Origin of the sequence: Streptomyces sp. NPDC053493, assembly GCF_044544825.1 — a bacterium.
In the GTDB taxonomy this organism is placed as follows: domain Bacteria; phylum Actinomycetota; class Actinomycetes; order Streptomycetales; family Streptomycetaceae; genus Streptomyces.
Genome location: NZ_JBITXS010000003.1, coordinates 281,729 through 306,489, shown reverse-complemented (window position 1 = coordinate 306,489; position 24,761 = coordinate 281,729). Strand labels below are relative to the sequence as shown.

Genomic DNA, 24,761 nt, shown 5'->3' with positions numbered 1-24,761 from the left:
GCCAGGACGGACGTCCGACCGGGAACGATCCCTCTGGGAGGGGCATCCGGCCGGGACGGCCTCCGTTCGCAGCGACCGGCGACGCGCTCGACCGAGTTCCGGTCGGTCCGGACGGCCGGGCGGCCTCGGCGCACGGTCACCTGTGCGGTGGCCACCGCGTCCGGGCGACGGCCCGCCGACCGGACCGGCGGCCTCCGGCCGAGGTCGGGACGAACGTCCGACCGGGGAGGACCCTTCTGGGAAGGGCCTCCGGCTGGGACGCCTCCGTCCGCAGCGACCGGCATCACGGACAGCCGGGCTCCGGTCGGTCCGAACCGCCGGCCGGACGGCCTCCGGCCGGGCCGGGGCGGCAAGCCTCCGGGCCGCCGGGGCGGCCACGGGGCCGGTCACCAGTCCGGTGACCGCCGCCGTGTTCAGGCGGTGGTCCGCCGGACGGACCGCTGGCCTCCGGCGAGGCAGGGACGGCCACCGGGCCGCGGCCGGCTAGCTTGGCCGCCCTCGGCGCACGGTCACCAGTCCGGTGACCGCCACCGCGTTAGGGCGGTGGTCCGCCGGCCTCCGGCCGGGACCGGGACGGCCGCCAGGCCGCGGACGGCTGGCGGGGCGTCCGGCCCGTCAGAACGGCGTCCGACCGGGAACGGCCTTCTGCTGGAAGGGACATCCGGCCGGGACGGTCTCCGTCCGCAGCGACCGGCACCACGGCCGGCCGAGTTCCGGCCGGTCCGAAACCGCCGGCCGGACGGCCCGGAAGCCTCCCTGCGCGGCGCCGGACCAGCTGCCCGGCGCCACGACCGGCACGGGACCGGCGTCTCCAGCCCTGCCGCCGGCCCGCCCGGGCCTCCGGCGGAACCCTCCGCCGCGCCCGGCCCGGCCCGCCCGGGCCTGCGGCCTCAGGCCCTCCGGTCGCGGCCGGCCCAGTCGCCTGCCAGGCGCGGCAAACCGAGCCGCCCGCCCGGCGCGGCGTCAGACGCCCGCCCGGCGCGGGCACGCCGTCAGACGCTCGCCCGCCGCGCAGCCGCGGCCCCGACCTCATACGCTCGCCGCCAGGCGTGCCAGCGCGGCCGTGTACGTGTCGATGAAGTGGTCCGCCGTCGTGTCGTCCACCACCGCGCGCTGGTGGTCGACGGCGAGCAGGACGCGGTGGGAGACGGGGTCCTGGATCAGGGAGGCGCCGAAGGCGAAGCTGTTGGGCTCGTGGCGGAGAGTGGGTTCGCAGCCGATGCGGCCGTCTTCGATGCGGGCCTCGCTGAGCCGGCCGAGCGCGTGGAAGCGGAGGTAGCCGAACTGGCTGTCGAGCGCGGTGTCGGCCATCATGCGGGCCAGGCGGGCGAAGGGGACCCGGCGGTGCGGCATCATGTCGAGTTCCTCGCGGTGCACATGGCGTACCAGCGCGGTCAAGTCGTCGCCCGGCTCGGCGACGAGGGGCACGGTGTTGAGGAACAGGCCGTACACCTCCGTGCCGCCGAGCCGTTCCAGCCGGCCGTTCATCGCGAGGCCGGTGGTGACCCGGCGCCGCCCGGTGATCTCGGCGAGGGCGTGCAGGTGGGCGGCGAGGGCGACGGACTTGACCGGGACGGCGAGCGCGTCGGCGACCGTGCGCAGCTGCCGGGGCGCGTCGGGCAGCACCCGTTCGACCGTGCGCGGCAGTTCGTGGACGTCCTCGCTGCCGGGCCAGAGCTGGCCGGTGGCGCCGTCGAGTCGCCGGTGCCAGTAGTCCAGGGACTCCTGGTCGGTGCCGGCCGCGCGTTCGACGGCGACGAAGTCGCGGAAGGCGGTGCGCGGCGGTGGTGTCGGCGCGGCGGCCGGGTCGGCGGCGAGCGCGGTGTGGCGTTCGAGGATCTCGGTGAGCAGGGAGGTGAAGCTCCAGCCGTCGAGGATGGCGTGGTGTTCGGAGAGGGTGAGCTGGAAGGCGTCGTCGGCGAGGCGCTGGACGGTGATCCGGAAGAGCGGCGGCCGGGTGAGGTCGAAGGGCCGGTCCCGGTGGTCGTCGAAGACGGTACGGATCCGGGTGTCCTGCTCCTGCTCGCTCGCCCCGCGCAGGTCCGCGAAGTCGACCGGGGCCGGCAGCGTGCCGTGCACCAGTTGGAGCGGTTCGCCGTAGCCGGAGAGGTCGAGGCCGGTGCGCAGGACGGCGTGGCGGGCCATCGCCTCCTCGACCGAGCGGCGGAACGCGGTCTCGTCGAGGTCGCCGGTGATCCGGTACGAGTTGACGTTGTGGTAGCTGTCGGTGCCGCCGGCGACCTCCATGTGGAAGACCATGGAGAGCTGCATGGAGACCATCGGGTAGGCGTCGACGACCCAGGGCGGGAGTTCGGCCCGGTCCTCCTCCTCGATCAGTGCGAAGGGCCGGCCGGCGTCGGGGTCGTCGGCCACGGGGCGGGCCAGCGGCAGCAGGGTGGCGACGGTGGGCGCGTTGAAGACGTCCCGCAGGGTGACCTGCCAGCCCCGGTCGTGCAGGGCGCCGGCGAGCTGGACGGCGCGGATGGAGTCGCCGCCGAGGTGGAAGAAGTCGTCGTGGACGCCGATGCCGCCGATGCCGAGCACCTCGGTCCACACGCCGGCGAACAGTTCCTCCTCCGGTGTGCGCGGTTCGACGTGCCGGGTGGTGGCGGTGGTGGTGGTGGGCGCGGCGCGGCCGGGCGCGGGCAGGGCGGCGCGGTCGGCCTTGCCGTTGACGGTGAGCGGCAGGGCGTCGAGGACGGTGACGGTGGCCGGGATCATGTAGGCGGGCAGGGTGCGTTCGAGGAAGGTCCGCAGGTCGTCGGGCCCGGTCGGTGAGCTCCCGGTGACGTATGCGGCGAGCCGGTCGTCGTGGACGGTGACGACGCAGGCGTCGACGTCGGGGTGGGCGGCGACGGCGTTCTCGATCTCGCCGAGTTCGATGCGGAAGCCGCGCAGTTTGACCTGGAAGTCGGCCCGGCCGACGTATTCCAGGCCGCCGTCGGCCAGCCGCCGGGCGACGTCGCCGGTCCGGTAGAGCCGGGCGCCGGGCGGTCCGTACGGGTCGGCGACGAAGCGTCCGGCGGTGAGGCCGGGCCGGCCCCAGTAGCCGTGGGCGAGGCTGCCGCCGCCGATGTACAGCTCGCCGGGGACGCCGGGCGGGCAGGGCCGGAGCCAGTCGTCGAGGACGAGCGCGGTGAGGTGCGGCATGGGTGCGCCGACGAGGCTGCGTTCGAAGCCGGCGCCGCCTTCGGCGACGTCGTGGAGGGTGACGTGGACGGTGGTCTCGGTGATGCCGTAGAGGTTGCAGAGGCGGGCGGGCGGCAGCGGGTCGAGGTCGTGCCAGCGCTGGACGACGGCCGGGTCGAGCGCCTCGCCGCCGAGCATGATCCACCGCAGCGCGGGCAGGGCGCGGGGCCTGCGGCGCAGGGCCGGTTCGAGCTGGCGCAGCGCGGAGGGCGTGAGGCAGAGGTGGGTGACGCGTTCGTCGTCGAGCAGGCCGGCGAAGTCGTCGGGCGAGCGGCTGGTGAGGTAGGGGACGACGACCAGGCGGCCGCCGTGCAGCAGGGCGCCCCAGAGTTCCCAGACCGTCCAGTCGAAGGCGTAGCTGTGGAAGAGCGTCCAGACGGTGTCCGGGCCGAAGCCGAAGTGGTCGCGTCCGGAGTCGAGGAGGCGGCTGACGTGCTCGTGGGCGACGCCGACGCCCTTGGGGCGGCCGGTGGAGCCGGAGGTGAAGATGAGGTAGGCGAGGTCGCCGGGGCGGCCGGCGGCGGGTGGCCGGGTGGCCGGGTGGGCGGCGATCTCGTCGGCGCGGGCGGTGAGGTCGAGGGTCTGCCAGGGGCCGTCCGGTGCGCGGTCGGGCCGGTCGGTGAGGACGACGGCGACGGCGGTGTCGCCGAAGACCAGGGCGGCCCGGTCGGCGGGTGCGGCGAGGTCGACGGGCACGTAGGCGGCGCCGGTCTTGAGTACGGCGAGGATCGCGACGGGTACGGCGGTGGTGCGTTCCATGAGGAGGCCGACGCGGTCGCCGGGGCGCACGCCGCGGGCGAGCAGGGTGTGGGCCAGCCGGTTGGCGCGGCGGTCCAGTTCGGCGTAGTCGAGGGTGCCGTCGTGGTCGCTGACGGCGGGCCGGTCGCCGTGGGTGTCGGCGGCCCGCTCGAAGAGGTGGTGGAGGCAGTGGCCGGCTTCGAGCCGGGCGGGCCGGTGCTGCGGTGCGGTGGTGGTGAGCCGGCGCACGGTGGCGTCGGGGTCGGTGAGGGCGGCGTCGAGCAGGCCGGCGTAGTCGGTGGCGAGCCGGCGCACGGTGGCGGCGTCGAAGAGGTCGCTGCTGTATTCGGCCTCGCCGCGCGGTTCGCCGCCGTCGCCGTCCTCGAAGACGGACCAGGTGAGGTCGAACTTGCTGGTTCCGTTGGATCGTACGGTGCGCCGGGCGGCGGCCGCGCCGAAAGCGAGCGGTGTCCGGTCCTCGGTGTGGGCGCCGAAGACGACCTGGACGAGCGGCGGGTGCTGCGGGGCGCGGGCGGTGCCGAGCCGGTCGACGAGCTGGTCGAAGGGGACGTCGAGGTAGCCGAAGGCGTCGAAGGCGGTGTCCTGGAGTGCGGCGAGCAGCTCGCGGAAGCTCTCGCCGGGTGCGAGCCGGACGCGCAGCGGCAGCAGGTTGACGAAGTAGCCCAGCAGGTCGGCGAGTTCGGGGCGGCCGCGGGTGGTGACCGGCGTTCCGACGATCATGTCGTCGGCGCCGGTCCAGCGGTTCATCAGCAGGGCGAAGGCGGCGAGCTGGACGGTGAACGGGGTGACGCCCTCCTGTTCGGCGAGTGCTCTGACCCGGGCGGCGGTGCCGGGGCCGAGGCCGAAGGGTTCGGTGGCGCCGCGGTGGCTGCGCTCGGCGGGCCGCGGCCGGTCCGTGGGCAGTTCGAGCAGGGTGGGTGCGCCGTCGAGGGCCTGCTTCCAGTGGGTGAGGTGCTCCTCGTACGAGGTGTGCTGCTCCTCCTCGGCCCAGTCGGCGTACTGGACGGTGAGCTCGGGGAGGTCGGGGGCACGGTTCTCGCCGGCGGCGCGGTAGGCCTCGGTGAGTTCGCGTTCGAAGACCTCGGCGGACCAGCCGTCCCACACGATGTGGTGGACGGCGAAGAGGAGGGTGGTGCGCTCGTCGGTGAGCCGGAACGCCTCGGCGCGCAGCAGCGGGCCGGTGGTCAGGTCGAAGGGCTCGGCGGCCCGCTCGGTGATCAACTCCTCGGCGCGCGTGGCTTGTTCGGTTGCGGGCAGCTCGCGGAGGTCGGTGACGGCGAGCGGTACGGCGAGGGTGCGGTGGACGCACTGGCGCGGGCCGTCGGGGTGGAGGGCGAAGGTGGTGCGCAGCACCTCGTGCCGGGCGACCACGGTGTCCAGGGCCCGCTGGAGCAGGGCGAGGTCGAGCGGGCCGGTGACGTCGTACGTCCAGGGCGTGGTGTACGTGGCGGCCTGCGGGTTCCACCGGTCGAGGAACCACAGTCCGCGCTGGAGGCCGGAGACGGGCGCGGTACGGGCGGGGCCGGCGGGCAGACCGTCGGACGGTGCGGCGGGCCGGCCGGCGGCTGCCGCGGCGGCGGGCGGCAGGGTGGTGGGGCCGGCCGGCGGGGCGGCCGGGGGCGCGGCGGGCAGGTCGGCGGACGGGCTCACGGCCTCGTTCCCTTCGGTCGGTGGAGTGGCCCGGCGGGCCGGAGGTTCCGGGTGTCGTGTCATCGCGCGGCCAGCCGTTCGGCGATGGCTCCGACCGTCCGGCCGCGGTAGACCACCTGGGGCGGGACGCGGGAGCCGGTGTGCCGGGAGAGGTGCATGGCGACGCGCACGGCGGCCAGCGAGTTGCCGCCGATCCGGAAGAAGTCGGCGTCCGCGGCGGGGTCCTCGGCCAGTTTGAGGACGGCGCGGACGGCGTCGGCGACGAGCCTCTGGTCCGGCGTGAGCGGGTCGGCCGGGGCGGCGGCGGGGCGCTCGGCCGGGGCGGGCAGGGCCCGGCGGTCGACCTTGCCGTTGGGATTGAGGGGCAGGGCGTCGAGGACGTCGAGCGTGGCGGGCACCATGTGCGCGGGCAGGAGGCCGGCCAGGTGGTCGAGGAGCGTGTCCGGGTCGGGCGACGGCGCCGCGGCGGCGGTGACGTAGGCGGCGAGCCGCTGGTCGCCGGGTGCCGGTTCGTGGACGGTGACGGCGGCCTCGCGTACGGACGGGTGGCGGGTGAGCGCGTCCTCGATCTCGCCGGGCTCGACGCGGAAGCCGCGGATCTTCACCTGGTCGTCGGTCCGGCCGGTGATCTCCAGGACTCCGTCCGCCCTCCGGTGGCCGAGGTCGCCGGTGCGGTAGAGCCGTGCGCCGGGCGGGCCGAACGGGGAGGCGACGAAGCGCTCGGCGGTGAGCCCGGGCCGGCCGACGTAGCCGAGGGCGAGACCGCCGCCGGCCGCGTACAACTCGCCGGTGCTGCCGTCGGTGACCGGCTCGAGCCGCTCGTCGAGGACGTGGACCGCCTTGCCGTGCAGCGGGTGGCCGATCGGGATGGAGGCGCCGGCGGCGTCCTCGGCGGTGGCGCGGTGGCTGGTGGTGAGGCCCAGGCTCTCGACCGGGCCGTAGCCGTTGGCGACGACCAGGTCCGGGTAGTGGTCGAGCGCCTTGCCGACGTGGGTGACGGACGCCCGCTCGCCGGCCGTGAAGGCGACCTTGAGGTCGTCGTACGTCTCCGGGAACTCCTCCAGGAGGAAGTTGAACAGGCTGGCGGAGAGCTGGAGCTGGGTGACGTGGTGGCGGCGGGTCAGCTCGGCGACGGCCTGCGGGTCGGGCCGCTGGCCGGGCTGGAGCACGCAGACGCCGCCGAAGGCCAGCGCGCCGTACAGCTCCAGGGCGAAGGCGTCCCAGGAGACCGGGGAGCACTGGAGCCAGACCTCGTCGGGCCCGAAGCGGGCGTAGTCCTGGCCGAGGTAGGTGGTGGTGAGGGCCCGGTGCGGGACGGCGACGCCCTTGGGGCGGCCGGTGGAGCCGGAGGTGAACATCACGCAGGCGAGGTCGGCGCCGGTGACGGGCAGGCGCGGGTCGTGGGCGGGGCGGGCCGCGATGGCGGCGGCCGCGGCGTCGAGGTCGAGGTGGTGGTCGACCGGGAACGGCGGGCTCGCGTGGCGGTGGGTGACGAGCAGGGCGGCGCCGCTGTCGGCGACCGCGCCGGCGAGGCGTTCGGCCGGGAAGTCCGGGTCGAGCAGGGTGTAGGCGGCGCCGGCCTTGAGCGCGGCGAGCAGGGCGGCCACGAGGTCCGGTCCGCGCTCGACGAGGACGGCGACGGTGTCGCCGCGGCCGATGCCGAGGCCGCCGAGGTGGTGGGCGAGGCGGTTGGCCCGCTCGTTCAGGGTGGCGTAGTCGAGGCGGTCCTCGCCGGAGACCAGGGCGAGGGCGTGCGGCTGCCGGGCGGCCCGGTCCTCGAACAGGGTGTGCACGGGCGCTTCGACGGCGGCGGCGAGCGTGCCGAGCCAGGCCTCGCACAGCTCGGCCATGGTGGCCGGGTCGAAGAGGTCGGAGTCGTATTCGAAGCGGCCGGTGAAGTCGGTGCCGCGGTCGTCGACGGAGATCGACAGGTCGAAGCGGGAGACCGGGTTGGAGTGCAGCTCGCGGGTGACCTCGCTGCCGCCGACGGTGAGCGGGCGGGCGTCGAGCGGGTGCAGTTCGAGCAGCACCTGGCAGAGCGGGTTGCGGTCCTCGGCGCGCTCGTCGGGGCGCTCGGCCATGACGGCGCTCGCGATCGCGTCGAACGGCGCCTCCTGGTGGCGGTAGCCGCCGATCGCCACCTCGCGGACGTGCCGGACCAGCTCGCGGAAGTCCATGTCCTCGTCGATCCGGACGCGCAGCGGCAGCAGGTTGACGAAGTAGCCGATCAGGGCGTCGAGTTCGGCCCGGCCGCGGACGCTGACCGGTGAGCCGAGCACGAGGTCGCGCCGGCCGGTGCGGCGGTGCAGGGTGAGCGCGAGCCCGGCGAGCAGCACCATGTACGGTGTCGCGTCCTCGCCGCGGGCCAGCGCCCGGACGGCCTCGGCGACCGGGCGGGGCATCGTGAAGCGGTGGAAGGCGCCGCGGAAGGCCTGGACCTCGGGGCGGGGCCGGTCGGTGGGGAGCGCGGTCTCGGTGGGCGCGTCGCGCAGGTGCTCGCGCCAGTAGTCGAGCTGCCGTTCGGCGGTGCCGTCCTGGCGCTGCCAGGTGCTGTAGTCGGCGTACTGGACCGGGAGTTCGGGAAGGCCGGCGGGCCGGCCGGTGACCAGCGAATCGTAGAGCGCGGCGAGTTCGGTCTCCAGGACGGACAGCGAGCCCTCGTCCCAGACGATGTGGTGGCAGAGCAGCAGCAGGGTGGACGTCTCGCCGGTGCGGTAGAGGTGGGCGCGCATCAGCGGGCCGGTCTCCAGGTCGAAGGGGACCAGGGCGGCCTCGGCGATCAGGCTGTCCAGGGCGTCGGCGGTGGTGCGCGTCACTGTGAACGGCAGCTCCACTGCGGGGTGGACCACCTGGCGGGGACCGTCCTCGGCCAGCTCGAAGGTGGTGCGCAGCGCGCCGTGCCGGTCGACGACGCCGGCCAGGGCCCGGTGGAGCAGCTCCGGGTCGACGGGGCCCGCGAAGCGGAACACCCAGGGCACGACGTACGTGGGCGCGCCCGGGTTCCACTGGTCGAGGAACCACAGCCCGCGCTGGAAGTTCGCGAGCGGCGCCTCGGTGGCGCCGGTGCGGCGCAGCTCGGGGCGCTCGGTGGTGTCCGAGGCGGCGGTGACGGCGGCGGCGAACTCGGCGAGGGTGGGCGCGTCGAAGATGGTGTACGGGGAGATCATGCCGAACACGTCGAAGACCCGGCCGACCACGCGGACGGCGGTGAGCGAATCGCCGCCGAGGTGGAAGAAGTTGTCGTCGGCGCCGACCTCGGGCACGCCGAGCACGTCCGCCCAGACGGCGGCGATCAGCTGCTCGGCCTGGGTGCGCGGCGGGCGGCGGCCGCCGGCCGGTGCGGCGGGCACGGCCTGGGGCGCGGGCAGCGCCGTGCGGTCCACCTTGCCGCCGGCGGTCAGCGGGAAGGCGGCCAGCGCGGTGACGGTGGCCGGGACCATGTGCTCGGGCAGCCGCTCGGCCAGGTGGGCGCGCAGTGCGGCGGTGTCGGGAGCGGTGCCGGTCACATAGGCGGCGAGGCGGCCCTCGTGGGCGACGACGACCGCGGCGGCGACGTCCGGCCGGCCGGCGAGGAGCTGCTCGATCTCACCGGGCTCGACCCGGAATCCGCGGATCTTCACCTGGTGGTCGGCGCGGCCGACGAACTCGATCGGGGCGTCGGCGCCGGAGCGCCGGACCACGTCACCGGTGCGGTACATCCGGGCGCCCGGCTCCGCGGCGAAGGGGTCCGCGACGAAGCGGCCGGCCGTCAGGGCGGGGCGGCCGCGGTAGCCGGAGGCCAGCAGCGGTCCGCCGAGGTACAGCTCGCCCGGCTCGCCGGGCGGCACCGGGCGCAGCCGGTCGTCGAGGACGTAGGCGCGGCGGTCGCCGAGCGGTCGCCCGACCGGCACCGTGTCGCCGTGTCCCGCCGCCGGGCCGGCCACCTCGTGGACGGTGGCGGTGACGACGGTCTCGGTCGGCCCGTAGGCGTTGAGCAGCGGCACACCGGTGGCGGCCCACCAGCCGGCCGCGGCGTCCGGGTAGAGCCGGTCGCTGCCGGAGATCATCAGTCGCAGGGCGCGCGGCGGCCGGGCGTCCGCGCGCAGCGCGGCCACGACCTCCTGGAAGTAGCCGGCGGCGAGGTTGGCCACGGTGACCGCCTCGGTGTCGAGCAGTTCGAGGAGGGCGGCGGGCGCGAGCAGCTGCTCCTCGGGTACGAGGAGGCAGGCGCCGGCCGAGAGGGCGGTCAGGACCTGTTCGACGGCCACGTCCACGGTCGGGCGGGCGAGGTGGAGCACCACGTCGTCCTCGGTGAGGCCGAAGCGCTCCACGGCGGCGGCCAGGTGGCCGGTCAGCGCGGCGAGCGGGACGTGCACGCCCTTGGGCCGGCCGGTGGTGCCGGAGGTGTAGATCAGATAGCCGGCGGCGGGCCCGCGGCCGTCGGCCTCGGCGGGCTCCCCGCAGGCGAGGAGTTCGCCGTCGGTCCAGGCGAGGGTGGCGCCGGCGTCCTCGCGGATCCAGCGGTTGCGCTCCTCGGGCGCCTCCCGGTCCAGCGGCAGATAGGTGGCGCCGGCGCGGAGGGCGGCGAGCAGGCCGACCACGTGGTCGAACCGGTCCCGGCCGGTGACGGCCAGCGTGTGTCCCGGGGCGATCCGGGCGGCCAGGGCGCCGCTCAGCTCGTCCAGCTCCCGGTAGGCGACGGTCCGGGCGCCGAGCCGTAGGGCCGGGCGGTCCGGGAAACGGCGCGCGACGGATATGAAAGGAAAACCGCGAGATTCCATCATCCAACCCCGATGAATTAACGACGCTGCGGGTGGTCGTCTCGACGATAGGACGCCGTTTCCGGGCCGATCGGCAGAAAGCTCGGAAGTCCATCGGCAGTTACAACTGCCGCTTTCCCGAGGGAAATCGGCTGGACGAACGTGCAGCCCACCGAGGCGCGCGGGGGCGCTTCGATGGGCTGCGGAAAAAGACGTCGCGGCGGTCCGGTGGTGACCGGCTTTCTGGTGTCGGTTATCCCGTGCCGGCGTTTCCGGGGAATTGCGAGGACCATACGTCGTCCTGGTCCAGGGCGGCCGGCGTGTATTTCCCGAGCGCGCTGATCAACAGGCGGAGTTCGAGCGCGAGGCACTGGACGAACCGTTCGAGACCGGCCTGCGGGTCCTCCGCCGTGGCGAGCAGGGCGGCCCGGCCCAGACCGACCGCGCGGGCGCCGAGCGCGAGGCTCTTCACCGCCCGGCCGCCCTCCCAGATCCGTCCGGAGACCAGCAGGCAGGGCGGCGGCCCGGCGGCCGCCAGCCGGCGCAGGCACTCCGCGAGCGGCAGGCCCACCTGGGCCGGGAAGGCGCCCGGCGCCCAGCCGGTGCCGCCCTCCGCGCCGTCCACCGTGACGGCGTCCGCGCCGGCCTCGGCGGCCACCCGGGCCGCCTCGGCGACGTCCCGGCCGGGATGCAGCTTCACCCAGACCCGGGCCCGCGGGAAGTTGTTGCGCATCAGCCGGATCTGCTGGCGCAGGATCTCCGCGGTGAAGGTGCCGGGAGTGCTGGAGCGCAGCAGCCGGCCGTCGCCGAAGACGTCGTCGAGCCCGTACCGGTCGCCGAGCCGGGCGGCCGACTCGGCGTCGAGGACGGTCATCCCGCCGAGACCCGGTTTGGCTCCCTGGCCGAGCTTCAGCTCGAAGGCGAGCCTCCCGGTGGCGAGCAGCGGCAGCGCCGCCGGGTCGCTGTAGACGAGGTTCCAGACCTCGGCGTCGGCGTCCTCGGTGGACTGCTGGACGACCACGCCGCCCTGCCCGTCCGGCAGCTCCTCGGCATAGGCCCGCAGGCGGCCGAGCAGCGCCCGGTCCGCCGCCTCGCCGAGCCGGCCGTAGCCGTTGACCGGGACGACGTTCTCGCCGATCACCATGGGCAGGCCGAGGGCGCCCGCCTGCCGGCTGAGCGCGAGGCCGAGATCGCCGCCGGCCGCCCGGGTGGAGCCGAGCGCGGAGACGTACACCGGAAGCGCGGAGGTGAATCCGCCGACGGGGGTGGTGAGTTCGACGTCCCGGTAGTCCGGCTCGCGGCCGAGATCGATGAGCCGGGCGAGCCGCTGCGGCATGAAGACCGGCGGGGTGATGCGCAGCGCGTCGAGCGGGTCGGGCCCGGCGTCCGGCTGGCGCCCGCCGCGCTGCTCCGCGCCGAACAGGACCTGGCCGTACTCGCCGGGCGGCGGGAAGGCGGCCGCCGCGCCGGCCCGGGCGCGCTGCCGGACCTCCTCCTCCGGGAAGCCGGGTGCCGAGAGGTCGCTCACGGCGACACCACCCCCGCCAGCTTCGGGAAGGCGCTGGCCTGCCAGACCGCGTCGAGCCCGGCGACGTAGCGGGTCAGCCGCTCGACGCCGATGCCGAAGCCCGCGCTGCCGGGCACGCCCTCGCGGACCAGGTCGAGGTACCAGCGGTACTTCTGCGGGTTCTCGCCGGTCTCCCGCATCCGGGTGACGATCTCCGCGTAGTCGTTGGTGCGCTGGCTGCCGCTGCACAGCTCGCCGAAGCCCTCGGCGGCGATGAGGTCGAAGTTCCTCAGCAGGCCGGGCTGTTCGGGGTTCTCGCGGTCGTAGAAGCCGCGCGAGCCCTTCGGGTAGTCGGTGACGAAGAAGGGCCGGTCCCGCTGGGCCGAGAGCAACGCCTCGCCCGCCCAGTCGAGTTCGGCGTCCGGGCTCTGCGGGTGGCCGAGACCCTGGAGTTCGGCGACCGCCTCGGCGTGCCGCATCCGGCCGAAGGAGCCCTTGAGGAGTTCGGTGAAGGCGCCCACGTCACGGCCGAGTTCGGCGAAGTCCTTGGGCAGTTCGCGGACCGCGCTGCCGACCATGTGCGTCACGAGCTCCTCGACCAGCTGGACGGCGTCGTCCCGGGTCGCGCCGGCCACCTCCACGTCGAGCTGGTGGAACTCGGCCAGGTGGCGGCTGGTGCCGGCGGTCTCCAGCGGCTCCAGACGGACGTTGGGAGCGATGCAGAAGATCTTGTCGAAGGCGAGCAGCGAGGCCTGCTTGTAGAGGATGGCGCTCGTCATCAGCTTGTAGCGGTGCCCGTAGAAGTCGACGTCGACCTGCTTGGAGCCGCGCGAGCCGGGATCGGTGACGGGCCCGATGATCGGCGGCAGCAGTTCCGTGAAGCCGTGCTCGCGCAGGAACGCGCGGGCGGCGGAGAGGAGCTGGTGCTGGATCCGGAGCGCACTGCGGGTGGACGGGGCGGTCAGGTGGCGGCCGGGGTCCGGGAGCGGTGCGGGGGCCGGGAACGCGTCGGTGGTCATGGTGTGGTGAGTCCCAACTCTCGTCGTGGCGTGGACGTCGCGCGGGGCGGAAGGGGCGGTACGGGAGGGGCGGGCGGCCGGGCGGCGGCGCGGTCGTCGTAGGTCCGCCGGACGTGGGAGAGCGCGGAGATCAGCCCGGCCGAGCCGAGGATCGGCGGTCGTGGGCCCCGCTCCGCCAGGCCGGCGATCGGCATGGACCCGACGTTCGACCAGAGCAGCCGGCCGTCGGGCGCGAGCGAGCTGCGGGACCGGCCGGCGTTGTCGGGATGCAGGCAGTAGGGGACGTCCAGATAGCCGGCGGCGAAGGCCCTCACGAGGGCGCGGCCGATGTCGGCGTCCAGTTCGAGCACGGCGCCGATCAGCGCGCGTGCCTCCGCCTCGATGCCGGTGTCCTCGACGGGCGCGCCGGGACCGGCGGCGGGCGAGGCCCGCCGGGCGTGCTCGTCGGCGGCGGCCGCGGCGGCCGTCTCCAGCGCCCGGACGTTCTCGCCGACGGTCGGTATGCGGTGCGCCTCCGCGGTGGTCTTGACGATCAGCCGGGCGGCGCCCGCCCGCACCGCGAGCCGGGCCGCGTCCTCCAGCAGCAGCCGGGCGCCGCCGGGCGAGCGCGGGAACACGCCCATGTAGGCGTAGAGGACGACGTGGTGGTCGACGTCCGGGAGCAGTTCGGCGGCCAGCCGCCCGAGCACGGTGAGCGCCTCCGCGTCCTGGCGCGGATCGGCCTGCTGGGCGTAGCTGAGCGAGATGCCGCGCAGCCCGTGCTGCCGGAAGAACAGCGCCTCGAGCACGCTGACGGCGACGAGGAGGCCGGGTGGGCAGAGCTGGCCCATCAGGCAGCCGCCGAAGGTCTCCAGATGCGGCTCGGCTCCGGACTCGCGCGCCGAGGCGAGCAGTTCGCAGCTGCGCCGCCAGCTGGCGACGGCCTCGCGCAGCGGCGTACGGCTGTAGGGCAGGCAGTAGGAGACCGGGCCGCCCTCGGTGGCGTCCAGGCCGGCCGCCAGGAGCGCGCGGACGATGTGCTCCGGCCGCGCCGAACCGTGCCGCACCTGCACCGGGAAGCCCGCGTCCGCGACGCCTCGCAGCACGGCGCGGGTGGTGTCCGCGCCGTGGGTGGCGATCGGGTAGCCGTTCAGTCCGGCTCCCTCGGCGAGCGCGCGCCGGGCGGCGTCGAGGTCGCCGGTGCGGGTGTAGCTGTCGAGGGTGAGGGTGCCGACGGTGACGGCGTCCGCCGCCTTGGTGGCGAGCAGTCCGTCGCGCATCCGCCGCGGATCGGCCATGCCCATCCTGGGCTGCACCACCAGGACGCCGGCCGCCCGGGCCCGGGCGACGAAGGCGCCGAATCCCGGCGCGGGGACGGCGGGAGTTCCGGGGGCCGGCTCGGTCGGCTCGGCAGGCGCGGCGTTCGCGGCGAGGCCGGGATGCGGGTGTACGGCGGCGGGTGCCTCGCTCGCGCCCTTCGGGATCGCGGTCACAGCAGCGCTCCCGATCCGGCGGGCAGCGCGCCGACGAAGGAGCGGAACTCCAGCACCGAGCCGCCGTCCTCGAAGACGCCGTCGAAGCCGGCGTCCAGCAGGGCCCGTCGCCGGTCCGGGGCGACGGCGCCCGCGATGCCGAGCTTCCCGCCGATCACGGTCGTCGTGGCGGCCAGTTCGGGGCAGGCGCGCAGCGCCGTGATCACCCGCAGTCCGTCGTGGTATCCGTGCCCGTTGACGCTGCTGAGCACGATCAGGTCCGGGTCGGTCCGGCGGCACTCGGCGACCAGCAACTCGTCCGGCACGCACGCGCCCAGGTTGGTGACCCGGTGGCCGAGCTCCTCCAGCAGCAGCTGGAGGAAGACCAGGTTCCAGGTGTGCGAGTCGGAGGACATGGTCGTCAGGACGACGTCCAGACCGGCCGGCTCGGCCTTTGCGTGCTGCTCCACGGCATGCTGCTCCACGGCGCAAACCCTCTGTGTCGGTAGGTGGTGGGTGCACGGCTGTCGACCGGCGTGCACAGAACGCTAGAGAGGATCGGGGCGCCGGACCGGCAGCTCGCCCGGCAGGATGCGGGCAGTATCGGCCCAGTTCGGAGCCTTCGTACGATCCGTCGTGCGGGGTTCGTACGGGGCTCAGCTCGCCGTCGCCAGCTCGGGGAAGGCGCCGCTCCCGCAGAAGCGCCGGCAGAGGTTCAGCACGGTGAAGCGGACGCCGTCGCGGGCCGGAACGCTGCGGATCAGCCCGCTGGCCAGCAGCTCGTGGACCGCGGCCAGGGACTCCTGCGGCGGCCGGCCGCTGAGCTCGACGGCGTCCTCGCCCGACCAGTCCCCCGGTCTCGCCGCCAGCCGCTCCAGCAGGTCCCGCTGGCCGAGCGTCAGCCGGTCGAGCGCGGCGCCCAGCGCCGCGCCGACGTCCGCCCTGCCGCCGTTCCCGGCCCGCGGCGGCGCCAGGTGGAACGGCCCGTCCGCGAGCCGTGCCACGAGCTGCCGCGGGGACAGCACGGTCGACCAGCCGGCCGCCAGCTCCAACGCGCCGGGCAGGCCGTCGAGCTGACGGCAGAGCGCGGCGACGGCGGGTGCCTCGTCGGGTTCGAGCCGATAGCCGGGCCGCAGCCGGCGCAGGTGCGACAGCAGCAGCCGGACGGCGCCGACCTCGGCCAGTGCCACCGGGTCGTGGTCGAGTTCCGGCCCCGGGGTGGGCAGCGGGGCCAGCGGGATCACCTGGCCTCCGGGCAGCGGCTGCGGGACCCGGGCGGTGATCAGGACGCGCAGACCGGGGCAGCGCTGGAACAGCTCGTCCAGCAGGGCCGTGTCCACGCCGGCGTCGGCGCCGTCCAGGACGAGCAGGGTGGGCCGCTCGCCGATGGCCCGGGCGAGGTCCGCGCGGCGCTCCACGCCGGCGGCCGGCTGTCTTCCGCAGTCGATCCAGCGCACCGACCACCGGGAGGCGAGGTGCAGTCGTCGCGCGACCTCCAGGACCAGCCGGGTCTTGCCGACCCCGCCGAGACCGGCCACCGTGACCAGACGGTCGCCGTGCACGGCGAGGGCGTCGGTCAGCACCTCGACCTCCAGCTCGCGGCCGACGATCGCCCCGCGGGCGACCGGCGGCGCGACGGGCTCGTCGCGCGGCTCCTCGACGAGCGCCTGGCGGCGCGCCGCCGCCTCGAAGTCCGACCGGGCGCGGCCCTCCAGCCGCAGCGCGTCGGCGAGCAGCCGGACCGTCTCCTGCCGGGGACGCTGGACCCGTCCGCTCTCCATGTCCCGGATCGCCCGGACGCTCAGGGTCGCGTGATCGGCGAGCACCTGCTGGGTCAGGCCGATGCGCTCACGGAGGACCCTGAGCAGCTCTCCGAAGCCCGCCGTCGACTGCGGCGACCGAACACCGTCCATGCCTCGTCCACCTTTCGTGGGTTGGCCAACAACCGGGGACCGGGGTCCCGGACGGCGTCGACCGGTGGTGACCGCCGCGCCGTGTTCCCCCTGGCGCCGATGGTCCACGGCCCGGCTCTACGGCCGATCAACAGCCGATCACCGCACGTTCACGCTCTCTCCACGCCGCCCCCTCCAACCCTCCCGCCGGGTGCGCCGTGCCGCGGGAGGCGGGGACGGCGGTCGTCGCATACGGTCGACCAAGGCGACCGAGGAGGACGTGCCGTGGAGCGCAGCGCGCCGACAGGCGAGGAACCCGTGAACGCCGGACGACCGACCGGAGGCTTCCCGAGGGCCGGCTGCCGGGCGGCCCGCCGTGGGTAGGGCCGAGGCGCGGCACGGGACGGAGGCGTCGGCCGACGCCGACGCGCCGGACGCGCGGACCACGTCCACGGTCGTGCTGCGGGTCAACCGGACGGAGCACACCCTCACCGTCGACAACCGCACGACGCTGCTGGACGCGCTGCGCGACCACCTCGGGCTCACCGGCTCGAAGAAGGGCTGCGACCACGGGCAGTGCGGGGCGTGCACCGTCCTCGTCGACGGCCGGCGGGTGAACGCCTGTCTGCTGCTCGCCGTCGCCTGTGCGGGCGTGTCCGTCACCACGGTCGAGGGCCTCGCCGACGGCGACGGTCTCCATCCGGTGCAGGAGGCGTTCGTCGCCCGGGACGCGCTGCAGTGCGGCTACTGCACTCCGGGCCAGATCTGCTCGGCCGTCGCCCTGCTCGACGAGGCGGCCCGCGGCGAGCCGTCGCTCGTGACACCGCCCGGCCGGCCGGCGGACGGCCCGGTGGCCCTCACCCCGGACGAGATCCGCGAGCGCATGAGCGGGAACATCTGCCGCTGCGGGGCCTACCCGAACATCGTCGACGCGATCGAGGAGGCGGCGCGGTGAAGCCCTTCGCGTACGAACGGCCGGAGCGGGTCGAGGAGGCGCTCGACCGGATCGCCGCCCACCCCGGTGCACGGTTCCTCGCCGGCGGGACGAATCTCGTGGACCTGATGAAGCTGGGCGTCGCGGGCCCGTCGCTGCTGGTCGACATCGGCGGCCTGCCGCTGGACGGCGTGGAGGAGACTCCCGACGGCGGTCTGCGCATCGGGGCGACCGCGCGCAACAGCGACGTGGCGGCGCATCCGGTCGTCCGCGCCCGCTATCCCGTCCTGTCGCAGGCCCTGCTGTCCGGCGCCTCCGCCCAGCTGCGCAACGCCGCCACCACCGGCGGCAATCTGCTCCAGCGCACCCGCTGCCCCTACTTCCAGGACACGTCGAAGCCGTGCAACAAGCGCGCGCCCGGGTCCGGCTGTCCGGCCCGGGAGGGCGTCCACCGCGACCTCGCGGTGATCGGCCACTCGGCGCACTGCGTCGCCACCCACCCGTCCGACATGGCGGTCGCGCTCGCCGCCCTCGACGCGGAGGTCCGGCTGATCGGGCACTCGGGCGAACGGACGGTGCCCGTCACCGCGTTCCACCGGCTCCCGGGCGACCGGCCCGAGCAGGACACCGTCCTCGAACCCGGCGAGCTGATCACGGCCGTGACGCTGCCCGCGCCGCCACCCGGAGCACGCAGCGGCTACCGCAAGGCCCGCGACCGTGCCTCGTACGCCTTCGCGCTCGCCTCCGTCGCCGTCGTCCTGACCGTCGAGGACGGCCGCGTCGGGCACGCGGCGCTCGCCTTCGGCGGTCTCGCCCACAAGCCGTGGCGGGCCCGCGAGGCGGAGGAGGTGCTGCGCGGGGCGCCGGCGACGGCCGAGACGTACGCGCGGGCGGCCGACGCGGAACTCGCCGCCGCCGAGCCGCTGCGCGACAACGGTTTCAAGGTGCCGCTCGCCCGCAACCTCGCGGTGAGCGTCCTGCGCGAGCTGGCCGCCGGCGCAGACGGCACCGACGCGCCCGGCGGCCGTACCGGAGGAGGCACCGCGCCATGACCGCCCGACCCGAACCGCCGACGGCGGCCGTCCGGCGTGACGCCCGGCAGAAGGTGACCGGCGAGGCCCGCTACGCCGCCGACCGGCTTCCGCCCGGCTGTCTGCACGCCTGTCCCGTGCCCGCCGCCGTCGCCCGCGGCCGGGTCACCGCCGTGCACGCCGACGAGGTCCTGCGGCGGCCCGGCGTGCACGCCGTGCTCACCCACGAGAACGCGCCCCGGCTCGGCGACGCCGACGACCCGACGCTCCTGCTGCTCCAGGACGACCGGGTGCCGCACCGCGGCTGGTACGTCGCCGTCGTGGTCGCCGACACCCTCGAGCACGCGCGCGCCGCCGCCGACGCGCTGCGGATCGACTACGCCGCGGAGGACCACGACGTCGAGCTGAGCGCCGGCCATCCGCGGCTGTACACGCCCGAGGAGGCCAACGGCGGCCATCCCGCCGTGCGGGAGCGCGGCGACTTCGACACGGCCTTCGCCGCCTGTGCGGTACGGCTCGACGCCACGTACACCATGACCGCGCTGCACAACCATCCGATGGAGCCGCACGCCGCCACGGCCCGCTGGGACGACGACGGTCTGACCGTGTACGACTCCAGTCAGGGCGCGACGGTGGTGCGGGACGTCCTCGCGCGGCTCTTCCAGCTGCCCGAGCGGCAGGTCACGGTCGACTCCTCGTACGTGGGCGGCGGCTTCGGCTCGAAGGGCACCCCGCGGCCGCCGGCCGTCCTCGCGGCGATGGCCGCCCGGCACACCGGCCGGCCGGTCCGGCTCGCGCTGCCGCGCCGCGAACTCGCGGCGGTCGTCGGCCACCGCGCGCCCACCGTCCAGCGCCTGCGGATCGGCGCCTCGCAGGACGGGGTGATCGCCGCGCTCGCGCACGAGGTCGTCACGCAGACGTCCACGGTGAAGGAGTTCGTCGAGCAGGCCGCGGTCCCGGCCCGCACCATGTACACCTCGCCGCACAGCCGTACCGTCCACCGGGTGGTGGCCCTCGACGTGCCGACGCCGTCGTGGATGCGCGCGCCCGGCGAGGCGTCCGGCATGTACGCCCTCGAGTCGGCCATGGACGAACTCGCCGCGGCCGCCGGCCTCGACCCGGTCGAGGTGCGGCTGCGCAACGAACCCGGCGAGGAGCCCGACAGCGGCAAGCCCTTCAGCAGCCGGGGCCTCGCCGACTGCCTGCGGGAGGGCGCGCGGCGCTTCGGCTGGGCGGAGCGCGACCCGCGGCCCGGCGTCCGGCGCGAAGGAGACCTGCTGACGGGCACGGGCGTCGCCGCGGCCACGTATCCGGTGCTCGTGAGCCCGTGCAAAGCCTCCGCGCACGCCGCGCCGGACGGCCGCTTCGTGGTACGGGTCGACGCCACCGACATCGGCACCGGGGCGCGCACCGTCCTGGCCCAGGTCGCCGCCGACGCCCTCGGCGCGCCGCTCGACTCCGTACGCGTCGAGCTCGGCAGCAGCCGGCTGCCCGACGCGCCGGTCGCGGGCGGCTCCTCCGGGACGGCCTCGTGGGGCTGGGCCGTGCACAAGGCGTGCACGTCCCTGCGCGCCGCCCTGGCCGCCCGGCCCGGCTCGCCGCCGCCCGAGGGCGTCACCGTCGAGGCGGACACCGAGGAGGAGGCGGGCCGGACGTCGCCGTACGCGCGCCACGCCTTCGGCGCCCACTTCGCCGAGGTCCGCGTCGACACCGTCACGGGCGAGGTCCGGGTGAGCCGGCTGCTCGGTGTCTACGCGGTGGGCCGCGTCCTCAACGCCCGTACCGCCCGCTCCCAGTTCATCGGCGGCATGACGATGGGCCTCGGCATGGCCCTGACCGAGCACAGCACCATGGACCGCGCCTTCGGCGACTACACCGAGCACGACCTGGCCTCCTACCACGTCCCCGTCTGCGCCGACGTGCCCGCGATCGAGGCGCACTGGCTGGACGAGCACGACGACCACCTCAACCCGATGGGCAGCAAGGGCATCGGCGAGATCGGGATCGTCGGCACGGCCGCGGCGATCGCCAACGCCGTCCACCACGCGACGGGTGTGCGCCTGCGCGACCTCCCGCTCACCCCGGACCGCCTCCTGCCGCTGCTGACCCCGAAGACGGCGCCCCGCGCGGCGCGGTCCGCGCCTGGGCGTCCGGTCAGGCCGGAGTGAAGGGCTCGTTGAGGTGAGCCGTGGCCAGCAGGGCGTGCTCGTCGCGGGCACGGGACAGCAGAGCGGTGCGGGTGGCCTGGGCGGTGGGCTTGTCGCGTTCGAAGCGATAGGCCACCTGCGGGTCGGCGAGCTGCACCGCGTGCACCAGCACGTCGCCGGTGATGTAGATCCGCCGCCGGCCGCCGTCGACCAGCACGGACTGGTGGCCGGCGGTGTGCCCCGGAGTCGGCAGGGCGCGCACCCCGCCGCCGGCCAGCCGGACGGGCCCGTCGACCTCGTCCAGCAGCCCTGCGGCGGACAGCGGTTTCACCACGTACGACAGCGCGCTGTCCGTGGGGGCGAGCGAGGAGAGCTCCGTGCGCTGGACGACGTGCCGGGCGTCGGGGAACATCGGCCTGCCGTCGGCTCCGACCACCCAGCCGTAGTGGTCCTCGTGCAGATGGGTCAGCACCACCGTGTCGACGTCGTCCACGCCGATGCCGGCCTGGACGAGGACGCGGGGCAGCCGGCCGGGGACCGGGGCCCAGCCTGACGCGGGGCTGCCGGCCGGCCCCACCCCGGTGTCCACGAGCGTGACGCGTCCGCCGGGACGCCGTACGGCGTAGCACCAGAAGCTCAGCCGCCAGGTCCCGCCCGGCCCGGCCGCCCGCGGGTCGATCCGGTCCGCGCGCTCCCAGGCCTCCTCGGTGACGCCGCTGAAGTGGTCCCGCCGCGTGCCCGGGAAGGTGCCTCGGGCGTCGAGCAGCGCCAGCACCTCGTACCTCCCGGCATGCCGGGCCACCACCCCGCCGCGGTGCTGCCCGGCCACGGCGGCCTCGGCCGGCCCGCCCGGCCCCAGTACACCGGCCGCGAGGCCGGCCGCCGCTCCCCGCAGCACCGCGCGCCGTGCGGGCCTGGTCGTGTTCCTCATCGGCGACAACCCTTTCCGTCCCGGAATCCGAGGCGCCCCGGCCCTCGTGCCGGGGCGCCGTGCCGAGCGTGCCGGGAGCGGGGCCGGACGGTCTTGTAGATCCTTGCTCGGTCCGGGTCCGTGCGTCGGACGCCTCACCGCCGCGCCGGGGTCAGGGAGCTCAGGAGGGCGCGCAGCCGCCCCGGCGGGAGTCCCGCCAGGTCCCGTACGACATGGGTCATGTGCGCCTGGTCGGTGAAACCCAGCTCGAGCGCGAGCCCCGCCAGGTCCCGCTCGCCCTCGGCCAAGCGCTCCAGCGCCCGGTTGACCCGCAGTCCGTTCCGGTAGCGGGTCAGGGACGTGCCGGTGGCGGTCGCGAAGACCCGGCTGAGGTGGTGCGGCGAACACCCCACGAGGGCGCTCACCTCCTCAAGGCCCCGTAGCGGGTCGTCGTTGAGTACGGTGCGCGCGTCGTCGACCGTCCGCCGCCGGGCCGCGGCCGAGGCGGGGCGGCCCGCCTCGACGCGGTCGGGAGCCAGCCGGGCCAGCAACCGAGCGGCCAGCGTGACGACCCGCTCGGCGAGTTCGAAGCCGTCACCCGCCTGGGCCCGGCCGAGCAGCACACGGTGGGCGAGGGAGACGTCGGGTGTCGTGAAGACCAGCCCCTGGGGCACCGACGGGTCGCCGCCCAGCAGGCCGGCGAGCACCGGTTCGGCCAGCACGATCTCGGTGTAGACGTCGGCGCCGCAGGGGTGACTGAACTGCTGCTCGCTGCCCGGCCGTTCGACGTACACGCTCGCCGGGTCCAGCACCTCCTCCCGGCCGTCGACACGACCGCGTACCAGGCCCCGGCGGACCAGAACGAACCCGAACACCGACGCCGGCCGCGTCTCCGTCCAGCCGCGCGGAGGATCGCCGCAGCTCACGTCGGCCAGCAGCAGACCCTCCGTCCGCAGGACGGTGCGCCGCGACACAGGCATGAACGCAGCTTACGGGCCGCGCTCGCCGCGCTACACGGGGCAGTTGGGAAGCGGGTCGGTCTCGCTGTAGATGTCGATGTCGCGCATGTAACCCCAGTTGCCGTTGTCGGCCTGCGTCCACACCCAACGCCTCGGGTGCGGCCCGCCGATGTAGTTCCCGAAGTCGGACTTGCACTCGAACCAGCTGGTCGTGGTGTACATGTACCCGACGATGTCGCCGCCGTAGCGCGACTGGTACACAGGGGCGCCGTAGACGTTGTTGCAGTACCAGCGGCCCGTGTTCCAGCACGGGGACGCGAGCGGGCCGGCGGAGGCGGTCGGCGCGGTCAGCGCCAGCGAGGCACCGGCCACCAGTGCCGCCAGCGCGGTCCTCACCGCTCGCACACGAGACATGGTCATGTCATCTTCTCCCTTTGGTGGGTGACGGTTCCGGGGCGGGACGGCAGCGCGCCGGGTAAGCGGCCGCGGCCCCGCCTGCCCAAGTCTGGTACGGCAGCCGCAGTCCCCCACAGCTTTGCGAAACCCTTCGAAAGGTGGCCCCGCCACGGCGGGAGGCGACGGGGCGGCGTCAAGCGGGCACGTCGAGCGGCGGGTGCTCGAGCACGTGGGGCTTGTACTCGACCAGCTGGATGCGGCCGTCGAAGGTGCGGTGGTCGGTCATCTCCAGGGCGACGTCCGGGTAGCCGTCGTAGATGCGTTCCTCGCCCGTGGCCCCGGTGATCACCGGGAACATCACGACCCGGAAACGGTCGACGAGTCCGGCTCGCAGCAGGGACCGGCACAGGCTGAGGCTGCCGATCGTGCTGAGGAGCCCCGCGTCGCCCGACTTCATCGCCCGGACCGCCTCGACGGCGTCGCCGCGGACGAGCGTGCAGTTGGCCCACGTCAGCGGCTCGGCGAGCGAGGAGGAGAACACCACCTTGGAGGCGCGCGTCAGCTGGTCGACGGACGCCTCTTCCTCGGGCCTGAAGTCGTCCTGGCCACTCGGGACCTCGCCCGCGGCGAAGCCCGACATCAGGCGGTAGGTGTTCGCTCCCATCAGGTAGGTGACCTCGGGCTGCTCGCCGAGCCACGCGAGGTACTCCGGGCCCTCGAGGCCCCAGAACCCGGGCCATCCCTCTCCGGACGCGTAGCCGTCGAGGGAGGTGATGAAGTCGACGAGGAGTTCCGACATGGCAGTGTCCTTTCCCGGGGGTGTCATGAGCTTGGACCGGCCGGCAGCCGCGAACTCATCGATCCACCGTGGAAAGGGCGCAAGAACGCCGGAAAGTCACCCGTTCAGGCACCGGCGGCACCCGGGCGCCCGCGCGCCCGGAGTCTCCCTGACCGTCGGGACGTCAGGAGAGGAGGTCGAGCAGGGCCGCTCCCGTCTCGGTGAGGTGGAGGCGGACCTCGCGGCCGTGGCGTGTGCGGCGGAGGAGGCCCGCGCGGGCGAGCTGGCCGCAGTGGTACGTGGCGGTGCTCACCGTGATGTGGGCATGCTGGGCGGTCTCCGACACGGACGGCCGGCGGCGGGCGTCGCGGAGGATCGCGGCGCGGACCGGGCCGAGGACCACCTCCAGCCGGCCGGACGCCGTACGGGGCTCCGCGTCCCCGCCCTCGGCAAGGCGCCCGAGGCCGGGCAGCGGGTAGCCGATCCAGATGAGGTCCGGGTCCTCGGCGCTGTAGGCGCAGGCCGAGAACCCCGAGGCGAGCGGGGCCAGGACCAGACGGCGCCGGCCTCGGTCCGTGAGGTGCGAGGGGCAGGCGTGCGGAAGCTCCAGCAGGCCGTCGGCGTAACGGACCGCAGCGCCGAGGGTGTTGAGGAGCGGGTCCAGGCCGCCCGACACGGAGGCGACCCCGACGCGTTCCGCCTCGCGCAGGAGCAGCCCGTCCGCCTGTCGCCACAACGGGCTGAAGGCGGACCAGACCGAGTTCGCCAGCCGCCGGTAGGCGTCGAGGAAGCGGCGGGGCCGGTCGGCGATCCGGCGCCAGTGCTCCGGGGCGGTCTCGCCGAACCGGCGGGCGATCTCCCGCTGCAGCAGCTCGGCGTCCAGCGCGTCCAGCTCGTCCGCGACCCCGCTGGTGTGCGCGCCGGGGCCGGGCCCGGGCCCGGCGTCGCGAACGCCGCGGGTCAGGGCGAGGCTGTCGGGAAGCCACGGGGTGCCGCAGGCGAACACGGACCGCAGCGCGGCCGCGTCCTCGGCCCGTACCGACTGGTGGACGACCCGGCGCCATGCCTCGGGCATGCCCTGCGGGCGGTCGCCGAAGACGCCGGCGAGAAGGGAGAACAGGGTCGTCCCCGGATGCCGGCTGACCGACAGGTGGAGGTGCTCCAGACGCCCGATCGGAACGGTCTCGACCTTCGACATACGCCCCCCGATGCACCGCCGGCCACACCCGCTTCGAGTCGCGATGGTAACCGCGTACGGGCGGGAGAAGCGCGCCGTGGGGGGACTCCGGCGCGCCGCCGAAGTCCCCCCGTGTCCTGGCGTGTTCGAGGACGTCCTGACCCCTGGGAGGGCGGGGCTCAGGTCAGGGGTTCCCCGTCCACGCCACGTACAGGTCGTAGGT

General features: G+C 75.1%; 15 protein-coding genes. 3 read left to right on the top strand and 12 right to left on the bottom strand.

Translation table 11 applies throughout. The features are described from left to right. Window positions 1-1,029: 1,029 nt before the first annotated feature. The 7 genes from ACIGO8_RS11370 to ACIGO8_RS11340 form a co-directional block, all read right to left on the bottom strand. Complete coding sequence (locus tag ACIGO8_RS11370; RefSeq protein ID WP_399727479.1) at window positions 1,030-5,598, bottom strand: amino acid adenylation domain-containing protein; 4,569 nt, start codon at window positions 5,596-5,598, stop codon at window positions 1,030-1,032. A gap of 59 nt (window positions 5,599-5,657) precedes the next feature. After that, a complete protein-coding gene (locus ACIGO8_RS11365; RefSeq protein WP_399727477.1) occupies window positions 5,658-10,361 on the bottom strand; it encodes an amino acid adenylation domain-containing protein in 4,704 nt (1,567 codons plus the stop codon). Between the two features lie 229 nt (window positions 10,362-10,590). Next, window positions 10,591-11,865 (bottom strand): glutamate synthase-related protein, encoded by a 1,275-nt coding sequence (locus ACIGO8_RS11360; RefSeq protein WP_399727475.1) that lies wholly within the window; start codon window positions 11,863-11,865, stop codon window positions 10,591-10,593. Continuing rightward, on the bottom strand, window positions 11,862-12,863 hold the full coding sequence (locus tag ACIGO8_RS11355; RefSeq protein ID WP_399727472.1) for an asparagine synthetase A: 1,002 nt from the start codon (window positions 12,861-12,863) through the stop codon (window positions 11,862-11,864). The genes ACIGO8_RS11360 and ACIGO8_RS11355 overlap by 4 nt, the downstream gene beginning before the upstream one ends. Continuing rightward, window positions 12,860-14,164, bottom strand: coding sequence for a methylaspartate mutase (locus ACIGO8_RS11350; RefSeq protein ID WP_399728518.1), 1,305 nt, complete (start codon window positions 14,162-14,164; stop codon window positions 12,860-12,862). Before ACIGO8_RS11350 ends, ACIGO8_RS11355 begins: the two co-directional genes overlap by 4 nt. A gap of 167 nt (window positions 14,165-14,331) precedes the next feature. Beyond that, window positions 14,332-14,784 carry a cobalamin B12-binding domain-containing protein gene (locus ACIGO8_RS11345; protein WP_399727469.1) on the bottom strand — a complete coding sequence of 151 codons (453 nt, stop codon included), beginning with the start codon at window positions 14,782-14,784 and terminating at the stop codon, window positions 14,332-14,334. A gap of 186 nt (window positions 14,785-14,970) precedes the next feature. After that, window positions 14,971-16,227, bottom strand: coding sequence for a helix-turn-helix domain-containing protein (locus tag ACIGO8_RS11340; protein WP_399727466.1), 1,257 nt, complete (start codon window positions 16,225-16,227; stop codon window positions 14,971-14,973). Between the two features lie 355 nt (window positions 16,228-16,582). Here ACIGO8_RS11340 and ACIGO8_RS11335 point away from each other — a divergent pair, with 355 nt between their 5' ends. Genes ACIGO8_RS11335 through ACIGO8_RS11325 form a run of 3 tightly spaced genes read left to right on the top strand, consistent with a single transcriptional unit; the run spans window position 16,583 to window position 20,339 of the window. Beyond that, entirely contained in the window at window positions 16,583-17,161 is a 579-nt protein-coding gene (locus tag ACIGO8_RS11335) for a 2Fe-2S iron-sulfur cluster-binding protein (RefSeq protein ID WP_399727463.1), read from the top strand. Next, entirely contained in the window at window positions 17,158-18,192 is a 1,035-nt protein-coding gene (locus ACIGO8_RS11330; protein WP_399727460.1) for an FAD binding domain-containing protein, read from the top strand. The genes ACIGO8_RS11335 and ACIGO8_RS11330 overlap by 4 nt, the downstream gene beginning before the upstream one ends. Further along, on the top strand, window positions 18,189-20,339 hold the full coding sequence (locus tag ACIGO8_RS11325) for a xanthine dehydrogenase family protein molybdopterin-binding subunit (protein ID WP_399727458.1): 2,151 nt from the start codon (window positions 18,189-18,191) through the stop codon (window positions 20,337-20,339). Before ACIGO8_RS11330 ends, ACIGO8_RS11325 begins: the two co-directional genes overlap by 4 nt. Here the strand turns inward: ACIGO8_RS11325 and ACIGO8_RS11320 are convergent. The 5 genes from ACIGO8_RS11320 to ACIGO8_RS11300 form a co-directional block, all read right to left on the bottom strand. Continuing rightward, the gene (locus tag ACIGO8_RS11320) at window positions 20,326-21,249 is read right to left on the bottom strand and encodes an MBL fold metallo-hydrolase (RefSeq protein ID WP_399727455.1); all 924 of its coding nucleotides are present in this window, start codon (window positions 21,247-21,249) and stop codon (window positions 20,326-20,328) included. The genes ACIGO8_RS11325 and ACIGO8_RS11320 overlap by 14 nt on opposite strands. A gap of 134 nt (window positions 21,250-21,383) precedes the next feature. Next, on the bottom strand, window positions 21,384-22,208 hold the full coding sequence (locus ACIGO8_RS11315; RefSeq protein WP_399727452.1) for a helix-turn-helix domain-containing protein: 825 nt from the start codon (window positions 22,206-22,208) through the stop codon (window positions 21,384-21,386). Between the two features lie 30 nt (window positions 22,209-22,238). Next, the gene (locus tag ACIGO8_RS11310; protein ID WP_399727449.1) at window positions 22,239-22,607 is read right to left on the bottom strand and encodes a hypothetical protein; all 369 of its coding nucleotides are present in this window, start codon (window positions 22,605-22,607) and stop codon (window positions 22,239-22,241) included. A 169-nt stretch (window positions 22,608-22,776) separates the two neighbouring features. After that, on the bottom strand, window positions 22,777-23,382 hold the full coding sequence (locus ACIGO8_RS11305; protein WP_399727446.1) for a dihydrofolate reductase family protein: 606 nt from the start codon (window positions 23,380-23,382) through the stop codon (window positions 22,777-22,779). Between the two features lie 163 nt (window positions 23,383-23,545). Further along, complete coding sequence (locus tag ACIGO8_RS11300; RefSeq protein ID WP_399727444.1) at window positions 23,546-24,559, bottom strand: hypothetical protein; 1,014 nt, start codon at window positions 24,557-24,559, stop codon at window positions 23,546-23,548. Between the last annotated feature and the right edge of the window lie 202 nt (window positions 24,560-24,761).

What these genes read in the sequence shown, in the direction of transcription:
- ACIGO8_RS11355 (WP_399727472.1), bottom strand. Translation starts at nt 12,863, where the DNA reads ATGACCACCGACGCGTTCCCGGCCCCCGCACCGCTCCCGGACCCCGGC.
- ACIGO8_RS11325 (WP_399727458.1), top strand. Translation starts at nt 18,189, where the DNA reads ATGACCGCCCGACCCGAACCGCCGACGGCGGCCGTCCGGCGTGACGCC.
- ACIGO8_RS11320 (WP_399727455.1), bottom strand. Translation starts at nt 21,249, where the DNA reads ATGAGGAACACGACCAGGCCCGCACGGCGCGCGGTGCTGCGGGGAGCG.
- ACIGO8_RS11310 (WP_399727449.1), bottom strand. Translation starts at nt 22,607, where the DNA reads ATGACCATGTCTCGTGTGCGAGCGGTGAGGACCGCGCTGGCGGCACTG.
- ACIGO8_RS11315 (WP_399727452.1), bottom strand. Translation starts at nt 22,208, where the DNA reads ATGCCTGTGTCGCGGCGCACCGTCCTGCGGACGGAGGGTCTGCTGCTG.
- ACIGO8_RS11305 (WP_399727446.1), bottom strand. Translation starts at nt 23,382, where the DNA reads ATGTCGGAACTCCTCGTCGACTTCATCACCTCCCTCGACGGCTACGCG.
- ACIGO8_RS11340 (WP_399727466.1), bottom strand. Translation starts at nt 16,227, where the DNA reads ATGGACGGTGTTCGGTCGCCGCAGTCGACGGCGGGCTTCGGAGAGCTG.
- ACIGO8_RS11365 (WP_399727477.1), bottom strand. Translation starts at nt 10,361, where the DNA reads ATGATGGAATCTCGCGGTTTTCCTTTCATATCCGTCGCGCGCCGTTTC.
- ACIGO8_RS11300 (WP_399727444.1), bottom strand. Translation starts at nt 24,559, where the DNA reads ATGTCGAAGGTCGAGACCGTTCCGATCGGGCGTCTGGAGCACCTCCAC.